This window comes from Gordonia neofelifaecis NRRL B-59395 (genome assembly GCF_000192435.1).
In the GTDB taxonomy this organism is placed as follows: Bacteria; Actinomycetota; Actinomycetes; order Mycobacteriales; family Mycobacteriaceae; genus Gordonia; species Gordonia neofelifaecis.
In genome coordinates this window covers 43,854-67,490 of the sequence record NZ_AEUD01000005.1, presented here as the reverse complement: position 1 = coordinate 67,490, position 23,637 = coordinate 43,854, and the positions used below count along the sequence as shown (strand labels likewise).

Annotated in this window: 24 protein-coding genes and 1 pseudogene; 14 read left to right on the top strand and 11 right to left on the bottom strand. The window is 68.9% G+C overall.

Annotated elements, in window-relative coordinates; genetic code table 11:
* Positions 1 to 47: 47 nt before the first annotated feature.
* Positions 48 to 392, top strand: coding sequence for a YciI family protein (locus SCNU_RS07500; protein ID WP_009678755.1), 345 nt, complete (start codon positions 48 to 50; stop codon positions 390 to 392).
* A 2-nt stretch (positions 393 to 394) separates the two neighbouring features.
* Positions 395 to 1,694 (top strand): annotated as a pseudogene (locus tag SCNU_RS07495) (RNA polymerase sigma factor).
* Between the two features lie 69 nt (positions 1,695 to 1,763).
* On the opposite strand, the gene SCNU_RS07490 reads toward SCNU_RS07495, so the two are convergent.
* Complete coding sequence (locus SCNU_RS07490; protein WP_009678752.1) at positions 1,764 to 3,998, bottom strand: NADP-dependent isocitrate dehydrogenase; 2,235 nt, start codon at positions 3,996 to 3,998, stop codon at positions 1,764 to 1,766.
* 198 nt (positions 3,999 to 4,196) lie between these two features.
* The gene (locus SCNU_RS07485) at positions 4,197 to 4,835 is read right to left on the bottom strand and encodes a TetR/AcrR family transcriptional regulator (protein WP_009678751.1); all 639 of its coding nucleotides are present in this window, start codon (positions 4,833 to 4,835) and stop codon (positions 4,197 to 4,199) included.
* A 68-nt stretch (positions 4,836 to 4,903) separates the two neighbouring features.
* Between SCNU_RS07485 and SCNU_RS07480 the strand changes: the two genes are divergently transcribed.
* Positions 4,904 to 5,323, top strand: coding sequence for an ester cyclase (locus SCNU_RS07480; RefSeq protein ID WP_009678750.1), 420 nt, complete (start codon positions 4,904 to 4,906; stop codon positions 5,321 to 5,323).
* A 10-nt stretch (positions 5,324 to 5,333) separates the two neighbouring features.
* Here SCNU_RS07480 and SCNU_RS07475 read toward each other — a convergent pair whose 3' ends face one another.
* The 7 genes from SCNU_RS07475 to SCNU_RS07445 form a co-directional block, all read right to left on the bottom strand.
* Positions 5,334 to 6,191 (bottom strand): DNA-3-methyladenine glycosylase family protein, encoded by an 858-nt coding sequence (locus tag SCNU_RS07475; RefSeq protein WP_009678749.1) that lies wholly within the window; start codon positions 6,189 to 6,191, stop codon positions 5,334 to 5,336.
* Positions 6,179 to 6,787 (bottom strand): DNA-3-methyladenine glycosylase I, encoded by a 609-nt coding sequence (locus SCNU_RS07470; RefSeq protein ID WP_009678748.1) that lies wholly within the window; start codon positions 6,785 to 6,787, stop codon positions 6,179 to 6,181. The genes SCNU_RS07475 and SCNU_RS07470 overlap by 13 nt, the downstream gene beginning before the upstream one ends.
* 62 nt (positions 6,788 to 6,849) lie before the next feature.
* Positions 6,850 to 7,515 (bottom strand): alpha-ketoglutarate-dependent dioxygenase AlkB family protein, encoded by a 666-nt coding sequence (locus SCNU_RS07465; RefSeq protein WP_009678747.1) that lies wholly within the window; start codon positions 7,513 to 7,515, stop codon positions 6,850 to 6,852.
* Between the two features lie 16 nt (positions 7,516 to 7,531).
* A complete protein-coding gene (locus SCNU_RS07460) occupies positions 7,532 to 8,248 on the bottom strand; it encodes a 2OG-Fe(II) oxygenase (protein WP_009678746.1) in 717 nt (238 codons plus the stop codon).
* Entirely contained in the window at positions 8,245 to 8,844 is a 600-nt protein-coding gene (locus SCNU_RS07455) for a methylated-DNA--[protein]-cysteine S-methyltransferase (protein WP_009678745.1), read from the bottom strand. The genes SCNU_RS07460 and SCNU_RS07455 overlap by 4 nt, the downstream gene beginning before the upstream one ends.
* The gene (locus tag SCNU_RS07450; protein WP_009678744.1) at positions 8,837 to 9,322 is read right to left on the bottom strand and encodes an RNA polymerase sigma factor; all 486 of its coding nucleotides are present in this window, start codon (positions 9,320 to 9,322) and stop codon (positions 8,837 to 8,839) included. The genes SCNU_RS07455 and SCNU_RS07450 overlap by 8 nt, the downstream gene beginning before the upstream one ends.
* A gap of 3 nt (positions 9,323 to 9,325) precedes the next feature.
* On the bottom strand, positions 9,326 to 9,835 hold the full coding sequence (locus SCNU_RS07445) for a methylated-DNA--[protein]-cysteine S-methyltransferase (protein ID WP_040517959.1): 510 nt from the start codon (positions 9,833 to 9,835) through the stop codon (positions 9,326 to 9,328).
* A 113-nt stretch (positions 9,836 to 9,948) separates the two neighbouring features.
* Here SCNU_RS07445 and SCNU_RS07440 point away from each other — a divergent pair, with 113 nt between their 5' ends.
* From SCNU_RS07440 to SCNU_RS07430, 3 genes are all read left to right on the top strand, one after another.
* Entirely contained in the window at positions 9,949 to 10,548 is a 600-nt protein-coding gene (locus SCNU_RS07440; RefSeq protein ID WP_009678742.1) for a hypothetical protein, read from the top strand.
* Positions 10,549 to 10,674: 126 nt separating this feature from the next.
* On the top strand, positions 10,675 to 11,085 hold the full coding sequence (locus SCNU_RS07435; protein WP_009678741.1) for a DNA-binding transcriptional response regulator: 411 nt from the start codon (positions 10,675 to 10,677) through the stop codon (positions 11,083 to 11,085).
* A 125-nt stretch (positions 11,086 to 11,210) separates the two neighbouring features.
* Complete coding sequence (locus SCNU_RS07430; RefSeq protein ID WP_009678739.1) at positions 11,211 to 11,828, top strand: TetR/AcrR family transcriptional regulator; 618 nt, start codon at positions 11,211 to 11,213, stop codon at positions 11,826 to 11,828.
* On the opposite strand, the gene SCNU_RS07425 is transcribed toward SCNU_RS07430, so the two are convergent.
* Positions 11,819 to 13,237, bottom strand: coding sequence for an aldehyde dehydrogenase family protein (locus SCNU_RS07425; RefSeq protein WP_009678738.1), 1,419 nt, complete (start codon positions 13,235 to 13,237; stop codon positions 11,819 to 11,821). The two genes, SCNU_RS07430 and SCNU_RS07425, sit on opposite strands and share 10 nt — an antisense overlap.
* Before the next feature lie 31 nt (positions 13,238 to 13,268).
* Positions 13,269 to 14,459 (bottom strand): acyl-CoA dehydrogenase family protein, encoded by a 1,191-nt coding sequence (locus SCNU_RS07420; protein WP_009678737.1) that lies wholly within the window; start codon positions 14,457 to 14,459, stop codon positions 13,269 to 13,271.
* A 386-nt stretch (positions 14,460 to 14,845) separates the two neighbouring features.
* On the opposite strand from SCNU_RS07420, the gene SCNU_RS07415 reads away from it, so the two are divergent.
* The 8 genes from SCNU_RS07415 (at position 14,846) to nuoH (ending at position 23,590) form a co-directional block, all read left to right on the top strand.
* A complete protein-coding gene (locus SCNU_RS07415) occupies positions 14,846 to 15,208 on the top strand; it encodes an NADH-quinone oxidoreductase subunit A (protein WP_009678736.1) in 363 nt (120 codons plus the stop codon).
* Positions 15,209 to 15,299: 91 nt separating this feature from the next.
* The gene (locus SCNU_RS07410; protein WP_009678735.1) at positions 15,300 to 15,854 is read left to right on the top strand and encodes a NuoB/complex I 20 kDa subunit family protein; all 555 of its coding nucleotides are present in this window, start codon (positions 15,300 to 15,302) and stop codon (positions 15,852 to 15,854) included.
* Positions 15,851 to 16,543 carry an NADH-quinone oxidoreductase subunit C gene (locus tag SCNU_RS07405; RefSeq protein ID WP_009678734.1) on the top strand — a complete coding sequence of 231 codons (693 nt, stop codon included), beginning with the start codon at positions 15,851 to 15,853 and terminating at the stop codon, positions 16,541 to 16,543. The genes SCNU_RS07410 and SCNU_RS07405 overlap by 4 nt, the downstream gene beginning before the upstream one ends.
* Complete coding sequence (nuoD, locus tag SCNU_RS07400; RefSeq protein WP_009678733.1) at positions 16,543 to 17,853, top strand: NADH dehydrogenase (quinone) subunit D; 1,311 nt, start codon at positions 16,543 to 16,545, stop codon at positions 17,851 to 17,853. Before SCNU_RS07405 ends, nuoD begins: the two co-directional genes overlap by 1 nt.
* Entirely contained in the window at positions 17,850 to 18,533 is a 684-nt protein-coding gene (nuoE, locus tag SCNU_RS07395) for an NADH-quinone oxidoreductase subunit NuoE (protein ID WP_009678732.1), read from the top strand. The genes nuoD and nuoE overlap by 4 nt, the downstream gene beginning before the upstream one ends.
* Entirely contained in the window at positions 18,530 to 19,909 is a 1,380-nt protein-coding gene (gene nuoF / locus SCNU_RS07390) for an NADH-quinone oxidoreductase subunit NuoF (RefSeq protein ID WP_009678731.1), read from the top strand. The genes nuoE and nuoF overlap by 4 nt, the downstream gene beginning before the upstream one ends.
* Positions 19,906 to 22,314, top strand: coding sequence for an NADH-quinone oxidoreductase subunit G (locus tag SCNU_RS07385; RefSeq protein ID WP_009678730.1), 2,409 nt, complete (start codon positions 19,906 to 19,908; stop codon positions 22,312 to 22,314). The genes nuoF and SCNU_RS07385 overlap by 4 nt, the downstream gene beginning before the upstream one ends.
* The gene (nuoH, locus tag SCNU_RS07380; RefSeq protein ID WP_009678729.1) at positions 22,307 to 23,590 is read left to right on the top strand and encodes an NADH-quinone oxidoreductase subunit NuoH; all 1,284 of its coding nucleotides are present in this window, start codon (positions 22,307 to 22,309) and stop codon (positions 23,588 to 23,590) included. The genes SCNU_RS07385 and nuoH overlap by 8 nt, the downstream gene beginning before the upstream one ends.
* Positions 23,591 to 23,637 lie beyond the last annotated feature (47 nt).

Genomic DNA, 23,637 nt, shown 5'->3' with positions numbered 1-23,637 from the left:
CACATAGATGTCGGGCGTTCGGCCCGACGCGACCACTGGAGGAGAAGATGAAGTACGCACTCTTGCTCATGGGACACGTCGATGATCCGGCCTGCGGAGAGACCGGCGGGGCGGACGCCGAGGAGTTCTTCGAGTTCGACAAGCAGATCACCGCCGCAGGCGTCGTCGTCAGTTCATTCGCCCTCGAAGAGGAACGCGTCGTCGTTCACACCGACGCGTCGGGCGAGCGGATGGTGGCGTCGTCGGGACCGTTCGCCGAGGTGCAGGAGTTCGTCGGCGGCGGTTACATCATCGACGTCGCCGACATAGACGAAGCCATCGAATGGGCCCGCCGCAGCCCGGGTTCAGCGCCCGGCGGTCACGTCGAGATCCGGCCGCTCGCGCCGTACTGATCGTGCGTGGCTCTTCGCCGCGGCGCCCGGCGGCCTCCCTCGAGGAGGTTCGCCGGGCGGTTGCGGCGCTCGACCGCGAGGCACGGGCACGCCTGCTCGCAGGCTTGACCGGGCGGTTCGGCGACCTCGATCTCGCCGAAGACTCCCTGCAGGACGCGATCGCCCAGGCGCTGGCCACCTGGCCGCGAACCGGCCTCCCGGATTCGCCCGGTGCCTGGCTCGCCACCACCGCCAAGCGCAAGGCCCTCGACGTGGTGCGCCGCGAGGGCGTCCTCACCGGCAAGCTCGCCCGCCTCGAAGTCGTCACTCGCGGCGAACCGGTCCCTACCGAGTTCGCCGATCCCGCGATCCGCGAAACGCCTGAGATCGACGACGAACTGCTCGGGATGTTCTTCGCCTGCACCCACGAGGTACTGAGTCCGGAGGACCGGATCGCGCTCACGCTCCGGTTCGTCGCAGGCCTGAGCACCGCGGAGGTCGCACACGCACTGCTGACTCCGGTCCCGACCGTCCAGCAGCGCATCGTCCGCGCGAAGAGGCGGATTCGGACGCTCGGGGTGCCGTTCACCGTTCCGGCTGCAGCCGACCTTCCGTCTCGGGCCGCGGGGGTGCTCCGCGTGGTGTATCTGCTCTACTCCGAGGGCTTCGCGAGGTCGACCGGGCCGTCGCACGTCCGCGACGATCTCACCGCGGAGGGTCTCCGGCTGTGTCGGCTGTTGCACGCCCCTGCTGCCGACAGCCGAGACGACCGGGCTACTGGCCCTGCTCGTGCTCACCGAAGCGCGAAGGCCGGCGCGGCTCGACGCAGCCGGCCTCCCCGTGCCGTTGTCGCAGCAGGATCGCAGTCGGTGGGACCCGGCCCTGATGACTGAGGGGATCGGACTCGCCGAGACAGCGGCGGGTACCCGCGACGCCGGTCCGTACGCAATCCAGGCGGCCATCGCGGCGGTCCACGCCGAGGCGACCGATTCGGCGCACACGGACTGGGCGCAGATCGCCGTCCTGTACCGGCTGTTGGAGTCCCACGACAGCGGTCCGGTGGTCCGACTGGGCCGCGCCGTCGCGGTCGGGCGGGCGTTCGGACCGGCGCGGGGTCTTCAGCTGCTCGACGACCCCGGGGTGACCGCCGCCCTCGACCGATACCGCCCGTTCCACATCGCACGGGCACTCATCCTCGCCGAGCTCGGCGACGGCGAGTCCGCCGCCGACGCGTACCGCAAGGCGTTGAGCCTGCCGGGCAATGCCGCCGAGGACGACTACCTCGCCGCCTCGCTGGCCGAGTGCATCACCGAGGACCCGTGAACCGGGCGAGACAAGCGAAGCGGTGGGCTGCCGGTCGGCCGCCCACCGCTTCTACGGAGTACTACTCGATCAGGCGTTGGCCGCCTCGAGCGCCGCGTTCAGCGTGGCGCTCGGGCACATGGCCTGCTCCAGCTTCTCGCCGTCCGCGAGGTAGTAGCCGCCGAGATCCACGGAGTGTCCCTGCACCGCGGCGATCTCGTCGACGATCTTCTGCTCGTCAGCGGCCAGTCGCTGTGCCAACGGCGCGAAACGCTCGGCCAGCTCGGCGTCGTCGGTCTGCGCCGCCAGTTCCTCGGCCCAGTACATCGCCAGGTAGAACTGGCTGCCGCGGTTGTCGAGCTCGCCGGTCTTGCGCGAGGGCGACTTCCGGTTGTCGAGCAGCTTGCTGGTGGCTGCGTCGAGCGTGGTGGCGAGGATGCTCGCCTTCGGGTTGTCGTTCTTGCGACCGAGATCCTCGAGGCTGGCGGCCAGGGCCAGGAACTCGCCCAGCGAATCCCAGCGGAGATGGTTCTCCTCCACGAGCTGCTTGACGTGCTTCGGCGCCGAACCGCCCGCACCGGTCTCATACAGACCGCCACCGGCCATCAGCGGCACGATCGAGAGCATCTTGGCGCTGGTACCCAGCTCCAGGATCGGGAAGAGGTCGGTCAGGTAGTCGCGCAGGATATTGCCGGTCACCGAGATGGTGTCGAGGCCGCGCATCGCGCGCTCCAGGGTGTACCGCATGGCACGGACCTGCGACATGATCTGAATGTCCAGACCCTCGGTGTCGTGATCCTGCAGGTACTTCTTCACGAGGGTGATCAGGTTGTTCTCGTGCGGACGGTACGGATCGAGCCAGAACACCGCGGGCATACCCGAGGCGCGTGAACGCGTGACGGCCAGCTTCACCCAGTCACGGATCGGCGCGTCCTTGACGATGCACATGCGCCAGATGTCGCCCTGCTCGACATCCTGCGACAGCAGGACCTCGCCGGTGGAGGCGTCGACGATGTTGGCGACACCGCCCTCCGGGATCTCGAAGGTCTTGTCGTGCGAGCCGTACTCCTCGGCCTTCTGCGCCATCAGCCCGACGTTGGGAACCGTGCCCATGGTGGTGGGATCGAAGGCGCCGTTGGTCTTGCAGAAGTTGATGATCTCCTGGTAGATCCGGGCGAAGGTGGACTCCGGCATCACGGCCTTGGTGTCCTTCTTACGACCGTCGGCGCCGTACATCTTGCCGCCGATGCGGATCATGGCGGGCATCGACGCGTCGACGATGACGTCGCTCGGCGAGTGGAAGTTCGAGATGCCGCGGGCCGAGTCGACCATCGCCAGCTCCGGGCGATGCTCGTGGCAGCGGTGGAGATCTTCGACGATCTCCTCGCGCTTGGACGCGGGCAGCGTGTCGATCTTCTCGTAGAGGTCGACCAGACCGTTGTTGACATTGACGCCGAGTTCGTCGAACAGATCACCGTGCTTGGCGAACGCGTCCTTGTAGAACACCTTGACCGCGTGACCGAAGACGATCGGATGCGAGACCTTCATCATCGTCGCCTTGACGTGCAGCGAGAACATGACGCCGGTCTCCTTGGCGTCGTTCAGCTGCTCTTCGTAGAACTCGAGCAGCGCCTTCTTGCTCATGAACATGCTGTCGATGACGTCGCCCTTCTCCAGCGGCACCGTCTTCATCACGTGCGTCTCGCCGTCCGGGGTCACCACCTCCATGCGCGCGTCGCAGGCGTGGTCCATGATCATCGACTTCTCGCCGGCGTAGAAGTCGCCGTGCGTCATGTGCGCGACGTGCGACTGCGACGCCATCGACCACTTGCCCATGCTGTGGGGGTTCTTGCGCGCGTACTCCTTGACGGCCTTCGGCGCGCGTCGATCGGAGTTGCCTTCGCGGAGAACAGGATTGACCGCGCTACCCAGGCAGGCGCCGTAGCGGTTCCGGATCTCCTCCTCTTCGGGGGTCTTCGGATCCTGCGGGTAGTCGGGAATCGCGTAGCCCTTGTCCTGCAGCTCGTGGATCGCGGCGTTCAGCTGCGGCACCGACGCGCTGATGTTGGGGAGCTTGATGATGTTCGTCTCCGGCAGCTGCGTGAGACGGCCCAGCTCCGCGAGGTTGTCCGAGACCTTCTGCTCGTCGCTCAAGTAGTCCGGAAAGGCCGCGAGAATGCGCGCGGCGACGGAGATGTCACTCGTCTGGACATCGATGCCCGCCGGCTCTGCGAAGGTGCGGATGATCGGCAGGAAGGCCGATGTCGCGAGCCGCGGCGCCTCGTCGGTGAGGGTGTAGATGATCGTCTGGTCCTTGGAGGCCATAGGTGAAAACCTCATTCTGATCGTCGTTCTTGTGGAACTCTCGGTTAGTCAGCGTCCACCATTGTCCCGCGTGGAGTGACCTGATCCAATCGGACTGGGGAATGCGAGACCTTGCACACACTCGACCGGGCAGCGACCTGCGATGCTAGCTGGAGTAAGCGGCCGGAACGCCCCCGTCGAACTGCCGATCCGTGCCGCCTACCGCCCACTCCCGTGCAGGGTGGCACGCAGTTGGCCGGCGAGCCACCGCTCATACTCCGCAGGAGACCAGCCCGACTGCCGGACAAGACGACTGAAGACGTCGGGCGAGTTGAGCGTCCACACAGCGTCGACGATCTGCGGCAGGTCCGCTGACGGCCAGCCCATCCGATCAGCCAGCGCAGTGACTGCATGCGTCGACCCGACGCGACGCTCGCGTTCGATCGTCGCCGCGAACTCGCCCGCACCGCGGTCCTGAGGTGCGCCCGGGCCGAGCACCGCCCCGACGATCTCCCCGACCCGCTCATACAGGCGCGCGGTGTGATGCGCGTACGCGTCCGCCCACTCGTCCACGGACTCGGCTGCACCGAGTCTCAGGAACTCGGGCCGCCTGCTCATCGGTATCGGTTCGTCGTCTCCCACCACCGCGACGTCGTAGACGGCTTTGAGCACTGCGGACTTGCCGCCGATCGAGTTGTAGACCGTCTGGGGACTCACCTGGGCGGATTCGGCGAGGGCGGCGATGCTGAACGTCGCGTAACCGCCGTCGACGATCAACCTCCTCGCTCCGGCGAGGATCCGCCGCCGGGTGGCGGACGCCGCCTCGGATCTCGCGGTGTTGTCGTAGGTCCGAGCCATTGACCACGCTCCATTTCCGGTGGAAGATTATTCCATTGGAATGATGTTCTACTCAATAGGAGGTCATCATGTCCAATGCCGCCGCCCCCGCCGCCCACCGGGTCTTCGACGCCATCAACACCGGGGAGCTGTCGTGTCTGCCCGAGTGCGTGACCACCGATTTCGTCGATCACGGTTCGCCATTCCCCTTGGAGCCGGGTCCCGCCGGCTATGCGCAGATCCTCGGGTTCGTCCACGACGGGCTGCAGATCCGCTACCGGCTCGAGGACTTCATCGAGACCCCGGATCGCATCGTCATCCGCGCGACCGCATCCGGCGTCGGTCTCGCTGAGTTCCACGGACCGGCCGCGGCCGGGAAGCCCTACGAGATGACGACCGTGCACATCTACCGCACCGAGGGCGACCGTCTCGCCGAACACTGGGGCGTTCGTGACGAGCTCGGCGCGATGGTGCGGATGGGCGTGGTGCCGGCGCCTTCGCCGCTCTGACGCAACTGGGCTAGCCGACGGCCGGCCACGATCCCGACATCGCCCATAGACGGACAGCGGCATAGCTCCGGTACGGTCGCCACAGCTCGCTGACAGTGCCGGCGTTCGGCACCATGCGGCGCAGCACTGCATCCGACTCCGGGAACACGTCGGGATCGGTCGTCGACCGCACGGCGAGATAGTCGAGCGTCCACCGCCCGATGCCGTACAGCGGCGCGAGGTCCTCGCGCGCGGGCAGCGCGACCCACGGACCGCGGTCGGCGAAGAACGCCGCGACGCCGAGCACGGTCCGGGCGCGGGCGCGGGTGACCCGCAGCGCGGACTGCACTTCGCCGGGTGGAACTCGTGCCAGCACTCGAGGAGCTGGGAACCTCATCAATCCGGCCGGTCCCGGCGTCCCGAACGCGGCGACGAGTCGCGATCCGAACAGCCGCCCCGCCGCCAGCGTCACCTGCTGGCCGAGAACCGTCAGGACCACGGCTTCGAACGGATCGGCCATCCGGGTGATCCGCATTCCCGGTCGGACCGCGATCTGGTCCGCGAACACCGGATCGCGACTCAGGTGCTCGTCGATCGTCAGGACGTCGGCGCCGAGATCGAACATCTCGCTGATCCGCGCGCCGACCGGCGACGCCGCGCCGCCACGCAGCAGTTCCGGGTCCGCGACGGCGACGGTGACACCGCCGCCGTCCAGAGTGCACTGAACCGGCTCTGCACGTCCGCCGATCTCGAGGAGCCGGGTGACGCGGCATGCCTCGGGGGCGATCCTCGTGAGTCCGTCGATCCGGTGCGCGGACAGGACGCCGAGGGCGCCGCGATGGTCGAAGGGACCCTCGGCCGCCAGCCGGAGCGAGGTCAATCCGGCCATACGCCCGACGTCCCCCGCCGGTGCGAACCCATCAGATGGGTGTCGACGATCCCGACCGCCTCCATCAGGGCGTACATCGTCGTCGGACCGACGAATGAGAACCCCTCTCTCCGTAGGGCTTTGGCCATGGCCTTCGATTCCTCACTCTGCGTCGGAACGTCGGCGAAGGTGCGCGGGCGCGGCGTGTCGGCAGGTTGGAAGCCCCAGACGAAATCGACGAGGCCGCCCTTCTCGCGGAGGGCGACCGTCGCACCCGCATTCGTGATCGCGGCCTGGATCTTGGCCCGGTTGCGGACGATTCCGGCGTCGTTCATCAGCCGCTCGACGTCGTCGTCGCCGTACGCGGCCACCTTCTCCGGATCGAAGTCGTCGAACGCCGCCCGGAACGCCGGGCGTTTCCGCAGGATCGTCGCCCACGACAGCCCGGACTGGAACGCCTCGAGGCTGAGCCGCTCGTACATTCCGCGCTCGTCGCGGACCGGCATGCCCCACTCGGTGTCGTAGTACGTGCGCATCAGCGGATCGGCGCTCGCCCATGCGGGGCGCGCCAGACCGTCGTCGCCGACGACGACGCCGGGGTCGGGTTCTGCAGCCATGTGTCCTTCCTACCGGGCGACGGCCGGATCCGTCGTGCGGGTGGAGTATGCCGGTGGAGTGTTCAGCCCGGCAGGCCGGTCTCGCGGAGGGTGATGTTGATCCGGCCCGCTGCGAGACCGCAGTCGACGGGCGCCGTTCCCGGCAGCACCTTCTGCACCCCGTGGTAAGCGAACCGCGCGGGGCCGCCGAAGACGAAGAGGTCGCCGGACTCGAGGTCGAGGTCTGTGTAGGGCCTGCCGCGACCGTCGGAATTGCCGAATCGGAAGCGCGCGGTGTCACCGATCGAGAGGGAGACCACCGGCGCCGAGGAACGCTCGTCCCGGTCCTGGTGCATTCCCATCCGCGCCGCGTCGTCGTAGAAGTTCACCAGCGCGGTGTCCGGGGTGTAGAGGTCGGCGGCGGGGTCTCCCGCGGCGGTGAGCGCCAGTCGTCCGAGCCGTACCAGCCACTCCGGGAAGGCGAGCACCCGACGGCCGTTGACGTCGGTCGCCTCGCGAGTGTATTCGTATGGCCGCCAATGCCATCCGAGACAGACGGTCTGCACGCTCATTCGGTGGGCGCCGATCCTCGCGGAGTGCGGTGGCACCGGGCCCGCCGCCCAGGTCCGGAACTGGCCGACCACCCACCGTTGCTGTTCGGGTGTCAGCCAGTTCGGGATCAGGACCGCACCCTCGGGCAGGGCGGGGACCGTCCGGCCGAGTTCGCCGTCGTCGAAGAACATGTCCATCAGCGCCTACCTCCCCTCATGCGGCATCGTGGAAGACGAGCCCCAGGCTGAACCGCTCACCGCTGTGAACCGTCGACACCCCGTGACGCACCGGTGCGGCCGACCAGCCGCGCGCCGAGGCCACCGGCCGCTCACTCGTGGTGAACGCGAGCCCGTGCCCGTGGGGGACGGTGAACGACGTGCCGCGGGACTGCGCGCGAGCCCGCTGTTCCACGAGAAGGAACTCCCCGCCGGTGTGGTCGGCGCCGGGCTCGCTCAGGTTCACCACGACCTGGAGCGGAAAGACCATGTCGCCGTACAGGTCCCGATGCAGGGCGTTCCAGTCTCCGGCGCCGTACCGCAGCAGGATGGCCGTCGACCGGGTCTGTCCCGCGAGATGACAGCGGTCCAGCCATTCGTCGAGCGAGTCCGGCCACTCCGGCGCTCTGCCGAGCCTGGTCCACCAGTTGCGGACGATCGGCAGCAGTCGCGGATACAGCGCCTGCTTGAGTTCCTCGACGACCTCGGGGTACGGCCGCGACAAGTACCGGTACTCGCCGCTGCCGAACCGGTACCGCGCCATGTCGATCGTGGATCGGAAGCGGTCGTCGTCCCGGTAGAGCATCCGGAGACCGGCGCATTCCGCCGCGGTCAGCAGTTGCGGCAGGACCGCGCCACCCACCGCGTCGAGTCCGTCTTCCACTGCGTCCCAGTCGGCCTCGGCGACCCGAGCGCCGATGTCCACGGCGCTCATGCCGCGCCTTCCAGGGTCAGCAGCGACGTCTTCGCCTCGACACCGCCCAGATACCCGCCGAGTCCGCCGTCGGCGCGCAGCACCCGATGGCACGGCACCACGACGGGCAGCGGATTGGTGGCGCAGGCGGTCCCGACGGCGCGGACGGCGTTCGGGTTGCCGACCGACGTCGCGACCTCCTTGTACGACTGCGTGGTGCCGTAGCCGATGTGCGGGAGATACTGCTGCACCCGCTGACGGAATCCGGACGACAGCCGGAAGTCGAGCGGCACGTCGAACAGGCGACGCCGGCCGGCGAAGTACTCCTCGAGCTCCGCCGCCACCGCATCGAGTCGCCGCGGGGCACGAAGGAGCCGCGGGCTCACCGTCGCCGCGAGCGCGTCGAGCACCGCGTCGAAGCCCTCACGTTCGAACGCGACGCGCACCAGTCCGGTCTCGGTCGTCGCCAGCAGCAGCGGTCCGATCGGAGTGTCGACGGTGCGGTAGGCGACGTCCAGGACGGTCGCCTCGACAGCGGCGGTCGCGAGCCCGGCCCGCAGCCGACTCAGGTCGTCGTCGGAGACCGGGAACAGCCCGGTCCGGTCGATGTCAGTCATCGCCGTCCTCCTTCTGGTAAACGGTGCGCAGAGTCTTGATGCCGTCGGCGGCGGCGCGGCGCACCGCCGCAGGTGTGCCGCCGATGATCTCGGCGGTCTCGACGTGCGAGAGTCTGCCGAGGTAGTGGTAGCCGACCGCGAGGCGCTGCCGCTCGGGCAGTTTCGCGACCGCGGCCCACAGATCGTGTCCGTCGCGCCCGGGGATCCCGTCGTGTGACTGGCCGTCGGGAAGATCACCGGTCGGGACCGCGGTGCGCGAGCGGGCCCGCGTCACGTCGATCGCCTTGCGCTGCGCCACCCGGACCAGCCAGGCTTCGACGTTCGTGTCGTCGTCGAGGTCGGGCCAAGCCCGCAATGCGGCGAGGAAGGTCTCCGACCACGCGTCGTCGGCATCGGGCCCCGCACCCAGCACCGCGCGGCACACGCGCAGCACGGTGGCACCGTGCCGCTCGACGGTTCGCTCGAATGGTTCTCGCATCGGTCAGAACAGCCTGGCCTCGGCGGCCTCCGGCGGTTCCTCGATCTCCAGCAGACGCCGCTTGCGGTCAAGCCCGCCGGCGTAGCCCGTGAGCGAACCGTCGGCGCCGATCACCCGATGGCAGGGAACGATGACGCTGATCGGATTCCGTCCGACGCATTGGCCCACCCGCTGCGCCAGTCTCGGGTTGCCGAGCCGGCGCGCGAGCTCGCCGTAGGTCGTCGTCGTTCCGTACGGGATCTCGCGGAGCAGGGCCCACACGCGCTCGGAGAACTCGTCCCCCGCCGTCGTGATCTCGACGTCGAACTCCCTGCGCTCACCTGCCACGTACTCGTCGAGCTCCCGTGCGGTCTGAGCGAAGACCTCGTCGTCGGCGCTCACCGGATCGCCGTAGTCCGACTCCGGCGGAAGATGCCAGTGATGCGGAAAGTACACCGCGGCCAGCGCCGGTCCGTCGGCGATCATCGTCAGGTCGCCCAGTTCGGTGTGCACCACCGCATGCCGTCTCGTCATCGCACTCACCTCTCTTTCCATTCATAGAGCAGACGCGGGCCGGGCGGGAAGTGTGAGGTGCGAGTCCGGACTCCTCTTCGGTCCTGCCTCGCGTTGGCCTAAGGTCGACGTCGATGAACGGCGACGAGGTCTGGTACGCGAGCTACGGCTCCAACCTGTGCGCGGCGCGACTGACCTGCTATCTCGCCGGTGGGCGCCCGGTCGGCGGCAGGCGCACGTACCCGGGCGCGCGCGACGCGACTGCACCGGCGCGCGACCTGGCGCTGACCCTGCCGGGCCGGATCTACTTCGGCGGCTCGTCGACCACCTGGGGCGGCGGCATGGCCTTCTACGATCCTCATCGGCCCGGACCGACCGCTGCCCGTGCCTACCTCGTCACCGTCGAACAGTTCGCCGACATCGCGATGCAGGAGATGGATCTCGCCCCGCATCCGGGCAGCCCGGTGGAGCGGGCCCTGCGCGATCGGTCGCTGCTCGCCGCGGACGGGCAGTCGTACCAGTGCGGCTCCGGACTCTATTCACGGCTGCTGCGCGTCGGCACACTGGACGACCTGCCGGTCCTCACGTTCACCGCGTCGCACGGGATCGACGACGTCCCGCACATCGCGCCGACTCCCCCGTATCTGTCGATGATCGGCGCCGGGCTCGCCGAGTCGCACGGGTGGTCGGAGGCCGAGGTCGCGGAGTATCTCGCCGTCCGCTCCCCGCGCTGACAGCCGCTCCCTCAACCTGCATCCGCGCATGTCCGGAGGTGAGCGGATGCAGGTTGAGAGAGCGGATGCGGCCGGAGTACGCGGAGCGGGGAGTTCACCTCCGCACGAGCCGCTAGGGTCGGGGTTGTGAACCGTCCGAACAGTCCCGGCGCCGACGATCGAGTCACACTGCGTGTCCTCGTCTACTCCGACGATTCCGGAACGCGCCGTCAGGTTCTCGGAGCACTCGGCGAGCGGCTGCACCCCGATCTTCCCGACCTGGAGTTCATCGAGGTCGCCACCGCACCGATGGTGCTGGCCCACCTCGACGACCGCAGCGTCGACCTCGCCGTGCTGGACGGCGAGGCCGCGCCGACCGGCGGCATGGGACTGGCGAAGCAGATCCGCGACGAGTACGAGCCGTGCCCGCCGCTGCTGGTCCTGATCGCGCGAGAGGCCGACCGCTGGCTCGCCGACTGGTCCCGCGCCGACGCCACCGCGATGCTGCCCGTCGACCCGCTGGAGTTGCCGCGGACGGTCGTCGGACTGCTGCGGTAGCGCGCCGACTGACCGGCATCGGGCGTGGGACTAGTATCCCGAACGCCGGGCGATGGAACGCATCTCGATCGTCGGGTGGACGAACTCGTCCGACCCGGGATGCGCTGACTGCAGAAGGACGACCAATGCAAACGCCGACCGGGGCGACGACCGCCGAACGGATCATCGTCGCCGCCGAACGACTGTTCAGCGAGCGAGGCCTGAACGCCGTCTCACTGCGAGAGGTCGGCGCCGAGGCCGGACAACGCAACAGCGGCGTGGTCCAGTACCACTTCGGCGACAAGGAGAAGCTGCTCGCCGCGATCCTCGACTACCGAATGCAGAGCATCAACGACGCCCGCACTCGAATGCTCGCCGAGCTCGACGCGGACGGCCGGTCCGGCGACCTGTGCGCGATCCTCGAAGCGTTCATCCTGCCGCTGGCCACCGATGACGCGACCGACACTCACTACGTGCGCTTCCTGTCTCAGCTCCTCGCCGATCCGCTGCGCCGCACCGGATTCAGCAGCGCTGCCGCCAGCAGCCTGCGCGACGTCTGGGGACGGATCGGCCAGGCGCTGGCGGGCCTGCCCGACGACGTCGTCGCCGACCGGCTGTCGATGCTCGTCAACATGGCGATCCGGACCGTCGCCGACCACGAGGGCGAGGCCACCCGGCCCGGCACCCCGTGGCTGGTCCACCTCGTCGACGCCTCGCTCGGGCTGCTGACCGCACCGGTGACCCCGACCGCGACTCAGAGCTGAAGCGACTTGGTCTCCAGGAACTCCTCGAGGCCGTGCTCGCCGAGTTCGCGGCCGACGCCGGACTGCTTGTAGCCGCCGAACGGTGCGTTCGGATTGAACGCACCGCCGTTGATGGCCACCTGGCCGGTGCGGATGCGACGGGCGACCCCGCGCGCCACCTTCTCGTCGGCCGACCACACCGCGCCGGACAGTCCGTACACGGTGTCGTTCGCGATCTCGACCGCTTCGTCGATCGTGTCGTAGGCGATGATCGACAACACCGGTCCGAAGATCTCCTCGCGATGGATGTCCATGTCGCGAGTCACCTCGGAGAAGACCGTCGGCTGGACGTAGTAGCCGCGGTCCAGCCCGTCGACGGGCGCACTGCCGCCGGTCACCAGCTTGGCACCCTGCGCCACGCCGCCGTCGATGTAAGCGCGCACGCGGTCGAGCTGCGCCGACGACACCAGCGGCCCGAGGCGCACACCGTCGGCCTTCGGATCGCCGACGGTGAACGTCTCGGCGATGGTCGCCGCCAGCTCCTCCACCTCCGCGAGCCGCTCACGCGGCACGACGAGTCGCGTGAGCGCGGCGCACGTCTGTCCCGAGTTGATCATCGCGCCGGCGATCGCCGCGGGCATCACCTCGGCCAGATCCGCGTCCGGCAGCACGACGTTCGGGCTCTTGCCGCCGAGTTCGAGGGCGACCCGCTTGACCGTGTCGGCCGCGGCCTTGGCGACGAGCTTGCCCGCGGCGGTGGAACCGGTGAACGACACCGCGTCGATGTCGGGATGCGCGGCGATCGCGTTCCCGACCACCGGACCGGTACCGCTGACCAGATTGAACACGCCCGGCGGCAGTCCGGCCTCGTCGAAGATCTCCGCCAGCCGCCACGCGTCGAGGGGCGCGACCTCACTGGGCTTCACGACGACGGTGTTGCCGCCGGCCAGCGCGTAGGCGGTCTTCGCGGCGATCTGATGCAGCGGGTAGTTCCACGGCGTAATGGCTCCGACGACGCCGATCGGCTCCCGGACGATCGTCGAATTGCCTTGCTGTGTCTCGAATTCGAAGGCCTCGGCCACGTCGGCCGCATGCCTGAACGAGTTGATGGGCATGCCCATCTGAACGGCTCCGGCGAACCAGGTCGGCGAGCCCATCTCCTCGGAGATCAGATTCGCGAGGTCCGCACTCGACTCCGTGAGCCGGTTTCCGACGTCACGCAGTAGCGCGGCGCGCTCGGCGACGGGTGTCCGCCACCAGCCGTCGAACGCGGCGCGTGCGGCGGCGACCGCCGCGTCGACGTCGGCCGCCGTGCCCGCGGGGACCGCGGCGATGACCTCTTCGGTCGCCGGGTTGATCACGTCGATCAGTCGCTCGCCCGCGGAGTCCACCCACTGGCCGCCGATGTAGAGCTTCGTGTAGTCGGTCACGTCTCTCCGATTCCTTCGTTGTCAGCGCCGGTCACAGCCCGTAGCTGCGCAGCACGCCCTTGCTGATGATGGTCTTCTGGATCTCGCTGGTGCCCTCGCCGATCAACAGGAACGGCGCTTCGCGCATCAGCCTCTCGATCTCATACTCCTTCGAGTACCCGTATCCGCCGTGAATCCGGAAACTCTCCTGCGTCACTTCGGCGCAGTACTCGCTCGCCAGGTACTTCGCCATCCCGGCGGCGACGTCGTTGCGGTCTCCGGAGTCCTTGAGCCGGGCAGCGTTGACCATCATCAGATGTGCCGCCTCGACCTTGGTGGCCATCTCGGCGAGCTTGAACGCGATCGCCTGGTGATCGACGATCGGCTTCCCGAACGTCTGCCGCTGCTGGGCGTAGCGGGCGGCGAGTTCGAAGCTGCGCAGGGCGACGCCGCAGGCGCGCGCCGCAACGTTGACCCGCCCGACCTCGACGCCGTCCATCATGTGCCCGAATCCCTTCCCCGGCGTGCCGCCGAGGATGTCGGAGGCCGCGGCGCGGTAGCCGTCGAAGATCAACTCCGTGGTGTCGATTCCCTTGTAGCCCATCTTGTCGATCTTTCCCGGGATCGTGATGCCGGGAACCACCTCGCCGAACCCGGCGGGCTTCTCGACCAGGAACGTCGTGAGGTTCCGGTGCGGCTTGTCGGCGCCCTCGTCGGTCTTCACGAGCGCCGCGACCAGCGTCGACGTTCCGCCGTTGGTCAGCCACATCTTCTGACCGTCGATGACGTAACCGTCGCCCTCGCGCACGGCGCGTGTCCGGATCGCCGCGACATCCGACCCGAGCTCGGGCTCGGACATCGAGAACGCGCCGCGCACCTCACCGGTCGCCATGCGCGGCAGGAACCGCTGCTTCTGCTCGTCAGTGCCGTGCCGACTGATCATGTACGCGGTGATGAAGTGCGTGTTGATCACGCCCGACACGCTCATCCATCCGCGCGCCAGTTCCTCGACGCACAGCGCGTACGTCAGCAGCGACTCACCGAGCCCGCCGTACTCGGTCGGGATCATCAGCCCGAACAGACCCATCTCCGCCATCTGGTCGACGATCTCCTGCGGATAGGTGTCGGAGTGCTCCAATTCCTGCGCGTTCGGAATGATCTCCTTGTCCACGAACGTCCGGACTGCGGCGAGCACGTCGGACTGGAATTCGGTGAGGCCGGGAGTCTGCGCGAGTCTGGTCACTGAGCTGATCCTGTCGGAGTCGGACGGGCGAGGAACGGTCGTGTGCGGCGCGGGTCACAGCGCACGCCGCTGGTGCCGTTATACGGGCAGGTCGACCGGCTGCCTGCGTCATGAGCATCGACTCTCGATCTGCTGACGACGCTCCGCGGCGCCCTGGGAGGGCCCACCGACCGACCGTTCCGTCGCCGCCCCCGGAACCACCTCGATCCCCGATTCCGCTGGCACGCTTCGGCGTTGCCGTCCGGCGGCCCCGAGGACACGCGACTTCACTGAGAAGTCCCACAGCGCACGCGTTTACGTGAGTAGGGTGTGGATTGAGTCACAGACCATCGCGGACGTGACAGCCGTCTCCCGGACGCGTTCGCGGAAGTGGAGGCTTTGCCGGAATGAACGCTTACGGACCGATCCTGATACTGGGCGGCGTCGCACTGGCGTTCGCCGTCGTGTCCGTGGTCATCTCGTCCGTGATCGGTCCGCGCCGGCGCAATCGAGCCAAGCTCGAAGCGTACGAATGCGGCATCGAACCGCTGCCTCCCACCGCCGGACTGGTCCAGCGCTTCCCGGTGAAGTACTACCTGACCGCGATGCTCTTCATCATCTTCGACATCGAGATCGTCTTCCTCTACCCCTGGGCGGTGGCGTCCGACAGCCTCGGCTGGTTCGGCCTGATCGCCGTCGCCCTCTTCATCGTCAACGTGTCGGTCGCCTACGCCTACGAGTGGCGCCGCGGAGGACTCCGCTGGGACTGACCCGAGAAGGACCCGTCAACCGAATACCAACCGACGTATCGCTCCCGCTCGTCCCGGGAGGTCGATCTGCCACGACTGGAGGAGGCGCACCATGGGGCTCGAGGAGCAACTGCCCGGCGGATTCGTGCTTAGCACCGTCGAGAGCCTCGCGGGGTACTTCCGCAAGGGGTCGCTCTGGCCCGCGACCTTCGGGCTCGCCTGCTGCGCGATCGAGATGATGGCGACCACCGCCGGCCGGTACGACCTCGCAAGGTTCGGCATGGAGGCGTTCCGCGCGTCCCCGCGCCAGGCCGACCTGATGATCGTCGCGGGCCGCGTCAGCCAGAAGATGGCGCCGGTGCTGCGCCAGATCTACGACCAGATGGCCGAGCCCAAGTGGGTACTCGCCATGGGCGTCTGCGCGTCGTCTGGCGGCATGTTCAACAACTACGCGATCGTCCAGGGCGTCGACCACGTGGTGCCGGTCGACATCTACCTGCCCGGGTGCCCGCCGCGTCCGGAGATGCTGCTGAACGCGATCCTCGAACTCCACGATCAGATCCAGCAGATGCCTCTCGGCGTGCACCGCGACGAGGCGATCCGGGCGGCCGAGGCGGCCGCGCTGTCGGCACCCGCCACCATCGAGATGAAGGGGCTGCTCCGATGAGCGACGAGGTCTCGCGGCCCGGGTCCGGGCACGAGGTGATCGGGACTCGGCACGGGCTGTTCGGCGCCACCGGCCCCGGCGACACGTCGGGATACGGTCGGCTGGTTGCACCGATCACTCTGCCCGGCAACACTTCCCGACCTTTCGGCGGCTATTTCGACGAGATCGCCGACGAACTCGAAGCCGGCCTGGCCCGGCGCGGTGTCGCCTACGACGACGCGGTCGAGAAGGTCGTCGTCGACCGCGGCGACATGACCGTCTTCGTCACCCGCGAGCATCTGCTGCCGGTCGCGGCGACGCTGCGCGACGAGCCCACTCTGCGTTTCGAACTCTGCCTCGGCGTCAGCGGCGTGCACTACCCGGAGGAGTCCGGCCGCGAACTCCACGCCGTCTACCCGCTGCGATCGATCACCCACAACCGGCGCATCCGGCTGGAGGTCGCGATCCCCGACGCCGACCCGCACGTGACCACCCTGCTGCCGGTGTATCCGACCGACGACTGGCACGAACGTGAGACCTACGACTTCTTCGGCATCGTCTTCGACGGCCATCCGTCATTGACGCGCATCGAGATGCCGGACGACTGGGAGGGGCACCCCCAGCGCAAGGACTACCCGCTCGGCGGCGTTCCGGTGGAGTACAAGGGCGCGACCATCGCGCCTCCCGAACAACGCAGGCGGTACAACTGATGACCGGCCGATCCTCGACGTTCACCGTAACCGGACGCGACTGGGAGGACGTGGTGACCGCGGTCCGCGAACGCGCGGCCGCGGGCCCCGACGACGAGCGGATCATCGTCAACATGGGCCCGCAGCACCCGTCGACGCACGGGGTGCTGCGGCTGATCCTGGAGATCGACGGCGAGACGGTCACCGAGGCCCGCTGCGGCATCGGCTACCTGCACACCGGGATCGAGAAGAACCTCGAGTTCCGAACCTGGACGCAGGGCGTCGCGTTCGTGACGCGGATGGACTACCTGGCGCCGTTCTTCAACGAGGTCGCGTACTGCCTGGCCGTGGAGAAGCTGCTGGGCATCACCGACGAGATCCCGGCTCGCGCCTCGGTGATCCGCGTGCTGCTGATGGAACTGAACCGGATCGCCTCCCACCTGGTGGCGCTCGCGACCGGCGGTATGGAACTCGGCGCGGTGACCCCGATGTTCCTCGGCTTCGGCGCGCGCGAGAAGATCCTCGACCTGTTCGAAGACATCACCGGCCTGCGGATGAACCACGCGTTCATCCGTCCCGGCGGCATCTCCCAGGACCTCCCGGACGGTGCCGAGCGGAAGATCGCCGACGTCCTCGACGCCCTCCCCGGCCAGATCGGCGAGGTGGAGTCGCTCCTCACTGAAAACTACATCTGGAAGGCCCGCACCCGCGGCATCGGGTACCTCGATCTCACCGGCTGCATGGCGCTGGGCGTCACCGGGCCGGTACTGAGGTCCACCGGACTGCCTTACGACCTGCGGAAGTCGGACCCGTACTGCGGCTATGAGAACTACGACTTCGACGTCGTCACCGACACCGGCTGCGACGCCTACGGCCGCTACCTGATCCGCGTCGAGGAGATGAAGCAGTCCATCCGGATCGCCCGGCAGTGTCTGGCGGCGCTGGAGCCGGGCCCGGTGATGGTGGCCGACCGCAAGCTCGCGTGGCCCGCCGATCTGGCCGTCGGTCCTGACGGTATGGGCAACTCCCCCGAGCACATCGCCGAGATCATGGGCATGTCGATGGAGTCGCTGATCCACCACTTCAAGCTCGTGACCGAGGGCATGCGAGTGCCCGCCGGACAGTGCTACGTCGCCATCGAGTCGCCGCGGGGCGAGCTCGGCGTGCACATGGTCTCCGACGGCGGCACCCGCCCGTACCGGGTGCACTTCCGCGACCCGTCGTTCACGAATCTGCAAGCCGTGGCCGCGATGTGCGAGGGCGGACTGGTGGCCGATGTGATCACCGCGGTCGCCAGCATCGACCCGGTGATGGGAGGCGTCGACCGATGAGCGAACCGGTCCGAGTGGAACTGACGACGAGACCGCAGGCCTTCTCCACCGGGGTCCCGAACCCGCCGGTGGAGTTCGGCGGACCCGAGGCGTACACCGCGGAAGCCGGCGCGGCGCTGGCCGCCGAGGCCGCGACCGTCATCGCGAGGTACCCGCGGTCCGGGTCGGCACTGCTGCCGTTGCTGCACCTGGTTCAGAGCCACGACGGCTATCTGACCCGGGCGGGCGTGGCGTTCTGCGCCGAGCAGCTCGGCCTGACGGCTGCGCAGGTCGCGTCGGTCGCCACCTTCTACTCCATGTACCGGCGCGAACCGACCGGCGACTACCTCGTCGGCGTCTGCACCAACACCCTGTGCGCGGTGATGGGCGGCGACGCCATCCTGTCCGAGCTCACCGAGACGCTGGGCATCCGGCCCGGCGAAACCACCCCGGACGGGCGGGTGACCCTCGAACACGTCGAGTGCAACGCCGCGTGCGACTTCGCACCGGTCGTGATGGTCAACTGGGAGTTCTTCGACGACCAGACGCCGGACTCGGCGAAAGCGCTCGTCGACGACCTCCGCAGCGGGGTGCCGCGCGCGCCGAGTCGCGGACCCGAGATCCTGTGCACCTTCCGACAGACCGCCCGGCTGCTCGCCGGTGTGAGCGAGCGCCCCGAAGCGCCGGAGGCCCGGTCATGATCGCCGTCAGCCTGCCGTCGACGACCCCGGAGCCGGCCGAGGTCCCGGTCCTGAGCAGGCACTGGTCGGAGCCGGAGTCGTGGACGCTCCGCAGTTACCTGCGCCAGAACGGCTACCAGGGCCTCAAGTCGGCACTGCGACTCTCCCCGGACGAGGTGATCGAGCAGGTCAAGGCCTCCGGCCTCCGCGGCCGCGGCGGCGCGGGCTTCCCGGTGGGCACGAAGTGGTCGTTCATTCCGCAGGGACCGCGACCGGGCGGCGCCGACACACCGCACTACCTCGTGGTGAACGCCGACGAGTCGGAGCCGGGCACCTGTAAGGACATGCCGCTGATGCTGGCCTCCCCGCACACTCTGATCGAGGGCGTGATCATCGCCGCCTACGCGATCCGGGCGCACCACGCGTTCATCTATGTCCGCGGCGAGGTCGCCGGCGTGATCCGCCGGCTCCGAACGGCGGTCGACGAGGCGTACTCGGCGGGGCTGATCGGCCGCGACATCTTCGGCTCCGGCTTCGGGATGGACCTGGTGGTGCACGCGGGCGCCGGTGCTTACATCTGCGGTGAGGAGACCGCGCTCCTCGACTCGCTCGAGGGTCGCCGCGGGCAGCCGCGCCTTCGGCCGCCCTTTCCCGCCGTCGCCGGCCTGTACGCGAGCCCCACCGTCGTCAACAACGTCGAGTCCATCGCGAGCGTCCCGTCGATCATGCGCAACGGCAGCGACTGGTTCCGCGAGTTCGGCACCGAGAAGTCGCCCGGATTCACCATGTACTCGCTCTCCGGCCATGTGGCGCGGCCCGGGCAGTACGAGGCGCCGCTGGGCATCACCCTCCGTGAACTGCTCGACCTCGCCGGCGGCGTCCGCGCCGGACATCAGCTCAAGTTCTGGACACCGGGCGGTTCATCGACGCCGATGTTCACCGCCGAGCACCTCGACGTGCCGCTCGACTACGAAGGCGTCGGCGGCGCCGGATCGATGCTCGGCACCAAGGCGATCCAGATCTTCGACGAGACCGTCTGCGTGGTCCGGGCCGTACTGCGGTGGACCGAGTTCTACGCCCACGAGTCCTGCGGCAAATGCACACCCTGCCGCGAGGGCACCTACTGGATGGTGCAGATGATGCGGCGACTCGAAGCCGGCGAGGGCACCGAGGACGACCTCACCACCCTCACCGAGATCACCGACAGCGTGGTCGGCAAGTCGTTCTGCGCGCTGGGCGACGCCTCGGGTGCCCCGATCACCAGTTCGCTCGCGCACTTCCGCGACGAATACCTCGCTCACTTCCCGCACGACGACCACCCGGGCGGCTGCCCGTTCGACCCGTCGAAGGCCACCGTGTTCGACCGCGCGGGCACGACCGAAGGAGGTGCCCGGTGACCGCTGCCGATTCGGCTCCGACCGATTCGGACCTGGTGTCCCTGACGATCGACGACGTCGAGGTCTCGGTGCCGCCGGGCACCCTGGTGATCCGCGCGGCGGAACTGGTGGGCGTCGAGATCCCGCGTTTCTGCGACCATCCGCTGCTGGCTCCCGTCGGCGCCTGCCGCCAGTGCCTCGTCGAGGTCGAGGGGCAACGCAAGCCGATGGCGTCGTGCACCATCACCGCGACCGAGGGCATGGTGGTCCGCACCCAGCACACGTCGGGGGACGCCGAGCGCGCCCAGCGAGGCGTGATGGAACTGCTGCTCATCAATCACCCGCTCGACTGCCCGACCTGCGACAAGGGCGGCGAGTGTCCGCTGCAGAATCAGGCGATGACCGCCGGTCGCCCGCAGTCGCGGTACGCGGGCGTGAAGCGGACGTTCACCAAGCCGGTGCCGCTGTCGAGCGAGGTGCTGCTGGATCGCGAACGGTGTGTGCTGTGCGCTCGATGCACGCGGTTCTCGAACGAGATCGCCGGCGATCCGCTGATCGAGCTCGCCGAGCGAGGTGCCTTGCAGCAGGTCAGCGCGTACTCCGAGGAGCCGTTCGAATCGTATTTCTCGGGCAACACCGTGCAGATCTGCCCGGTGGGGGCGCTCACCGGCACCGCCTACCGATTCCGGTCCCGCCCGTTCGATCTCATCTCATCGCCGAGCGTCTGCGAACACTGCGCGGCCGGATGCGCCCAGCGCACCGACCACCGGCGCGGCGAAGTCCTGCGGCGCATGGCCGGCGACGACCCCGAGGTCAACGAGGAGTGGAACTGCGACAAGGGTCGCTGGGCGTTCACCTACGCGAGCCGGCCGGACCGGATCACCTCGCCGCTGGTACGCGGCGACGACGGCGAGCTCCACCCCGCGCCGTGGTCGTACGCGCTGGCGACCGCCGCCCTCGGTCTGCGTGCCGCGGGCAGTCGGACCGGCGTGCTCACCGGCGGTCGCGTCACCGTGGAGGACGCCTACGCGTACGGGAAGTTCGCCCGCGTCGTCCTCGGCACCAACGACGTCGACTTCCGCGCCCGCACCCACTCCGCGGAGGAGGACGACTTCCTCTCCGCGCATGTCGCGGGCACCGGCATCGGCCTCACCTACGCGGAACTGGAGCAGGCTCCGGTCGTCGTCCTCGCCGGCCTCGAACCCGAGGAGGAGTGCCCGATCCTGTTCTTGCGGCTCCGCAAGGCGTCGCGGCGCCACGGACAGGCGATCCACGCGATCGCACCGTGGACCAGTCCCGGTGTCGCCAAGCTCGGCGGCACCATCGTGCAGTGCGTGCCGGGGCGAGAGGCTGCGGTGCTGCGCAGCCCGCACCTGCGCGAGCTGCTGTCCGCACCCGGCGCGGTGCTCCTCACCGGGGAGCGCCTCGCCGGGTGTCCGGGCGCACTGACGGCGGCGGCCGACGTCGCCGCCCAGACCGGTTCGCGCCTCGCGTGGGTTCCGCGTCGCGCAGGCGAGCGCGGTGCGCTCGACGTGGGCGCTGCTCCGAGTCTGCTGCCCGCCGGCCGGCCCCTGGGCTCGGAGCGGGCGCGTCGCGACGTCGCCGCGGTATGGGGTTCACAGCCGCCGGCGACTCCCGGCCGCGACACCGCAGGCATCCTCGAGGCCCTCATCTCCGGCGACCTGTCCGCGGTCGTCGTGGGCGGGGTGGAGACCGGCGATCTGCCGTGCCCGTCCGCGGCCGACGCCGCGCTCGAAGCCGCGGACTTCGTCGTGAGCCTGGAGCTCCGGCACAGTTCCACCACCGCCCGCGCGGATGTGGTCTTCCCGGTCGCGGCGGTCGCCGAGAAGTCCGGGACCTTCGTCGACTGGGAGGGCAGGCCGCGACCGTTCGACGTCGCGCTGCCTCCCGCGCAGCAGAGCGGTGGCTCGCTGCCCGTCTCCGACCATCGGGTACTGCACGCGCTCGCCGCCCAGCTGGACGTCGACCTCCGCTGCGACGACGCCGCGTCGATCCACCGCGAGCTCGGCGAGCTCGGCGCCTGGCCGGGTGAGCGGCACACGCCCGGCGTTGTGGTCGACGGCGCCGCACCCGCCGAACCCGTCGCAGGCCAGGCGGTGCTGGCGTCGTGGCGAATGCTCCTCGACTTCGGCCGCCTGCAGGACGGCGAGCCGCATCTGGCGGGCACCGCCCACGCCGCGACCGTCCGCTTGTCAGCCGCCACCGCCGCCGAGATCGGTGCCGCCGAGGGGGAACGCGTAGCGGTATCCACCGGTCACGGCACCGTCGTTCTGCCTCTCACCGTCGCCGATCTCCCCGACCGGGTGGTCTGGTTGCCGATGAACTCCCCCGGGTCCCGGGTGCATCCGATGCTCGAGGCCGAACCCGGACAGCTCGTCACGATCGGGAGGGACGATCATGCCTGATCTGTCGAGCTTCGGGCACGACGCCTGGTGGCTGATGCTGGCGAAGGCGATCGGAATCTTCGTCTTCCTGGTCCTGACCGTGCTGATCGGCATCCTGGCGGAGCGCAAGATCATGGCGCGTATGCAGTACCGGATCGGCCCCAACCGAGTGGGCTGGCACGGCGCACTGCAGTCGCTCGCCGACGGTGTGAAGCTCGCATTGAAGGAGGGTCTGACCCCGCTCGGCGTGGACAAGGTGCTGTACCTGCTGGCGCCGATCATCTCGGTGGTGCCCGCGATCATGGCGTTCGCCGTCATCCCCATGGGCCCGGAGGTCTCGGTGTTCGGTCACCGGACACCGCTGCAGCTGACCGACCTGCCGGTCGGAGTCCTGTACGTGCTGGCTCTCGCGTCGATCGGCGTGTACGGCATCGTCCTGGCCGGCTGGTCGTCGGGGTCGACGTACCCGCTGCTCGGCGGGCTGCGCTCCACAGCCCAGGTGATCTCCTACGAGATCGCGATGGGTCTGTCGTTCGCGGCCGTGTTCCTGCTGTCGCGCACGATGTCGACGTCGGAGATCGTCGGCGGGCAGGTGCACCACTGGTACATCCTGCTGGTGCTGCCGTCGTTCATCATCTACGCGATCTCCATGGTGGGCGAGACCAATCGCGCGCCGTTCGACCTCCCCGAAGCCGAGGGCGAACTCGTCGGCGGCTTCCACACTGAGTACTCCTCCCTCAAGTTCGCCATGTTCATGCTCGCCGAATACGTCAACATGGCCACCGTCTCCGCCCTGGCGACCACCCTCTTCCTCGGCGGCTGGCAGGCGCCGTGGCCGATCTCGATCTGGGACGGCGCCAACTCCGGATGGTGGCCGCTCCTGTGGTTCGTCGCGAAGATGTGGACCTTCCTGTTCGTGTTCTTCTGGCTGCGCACCACCCTTCCGCGGCTCCGGTACGACCAGTTCATGAGCCTGGGCTGGAAGGTTCTCATCCCGTTCGCACTCGGCTGGGTGATGGTGGTCGCGGTCATCCGCGAGGCCAGCCGCGACTCGTCGGAGTGGACTTCGAGCCTGATTCTCGCCGGCGCCGGTCTGGTCGTCGCAGCACTGCTGATCGTGGCGATCGCCAAGGTCGTCGGCGGCGGACGTCCCGCGCCCCCAACCGCACCGCCCACACCGGGCGCCCCGTTCGACCCGATGGCGGGCGGCTTCCCGGTCCCGCCGCTGCCCGGCCAAGTTCTGCCCGACCTGCCCGACCGGCAACTCCCGCCTGCAAAGGAGGCCCCCGTTGTCTGAATCCCAGCCCGGCTTGGGCGACGCGCTCGCCGGATTCGGTGTCACCT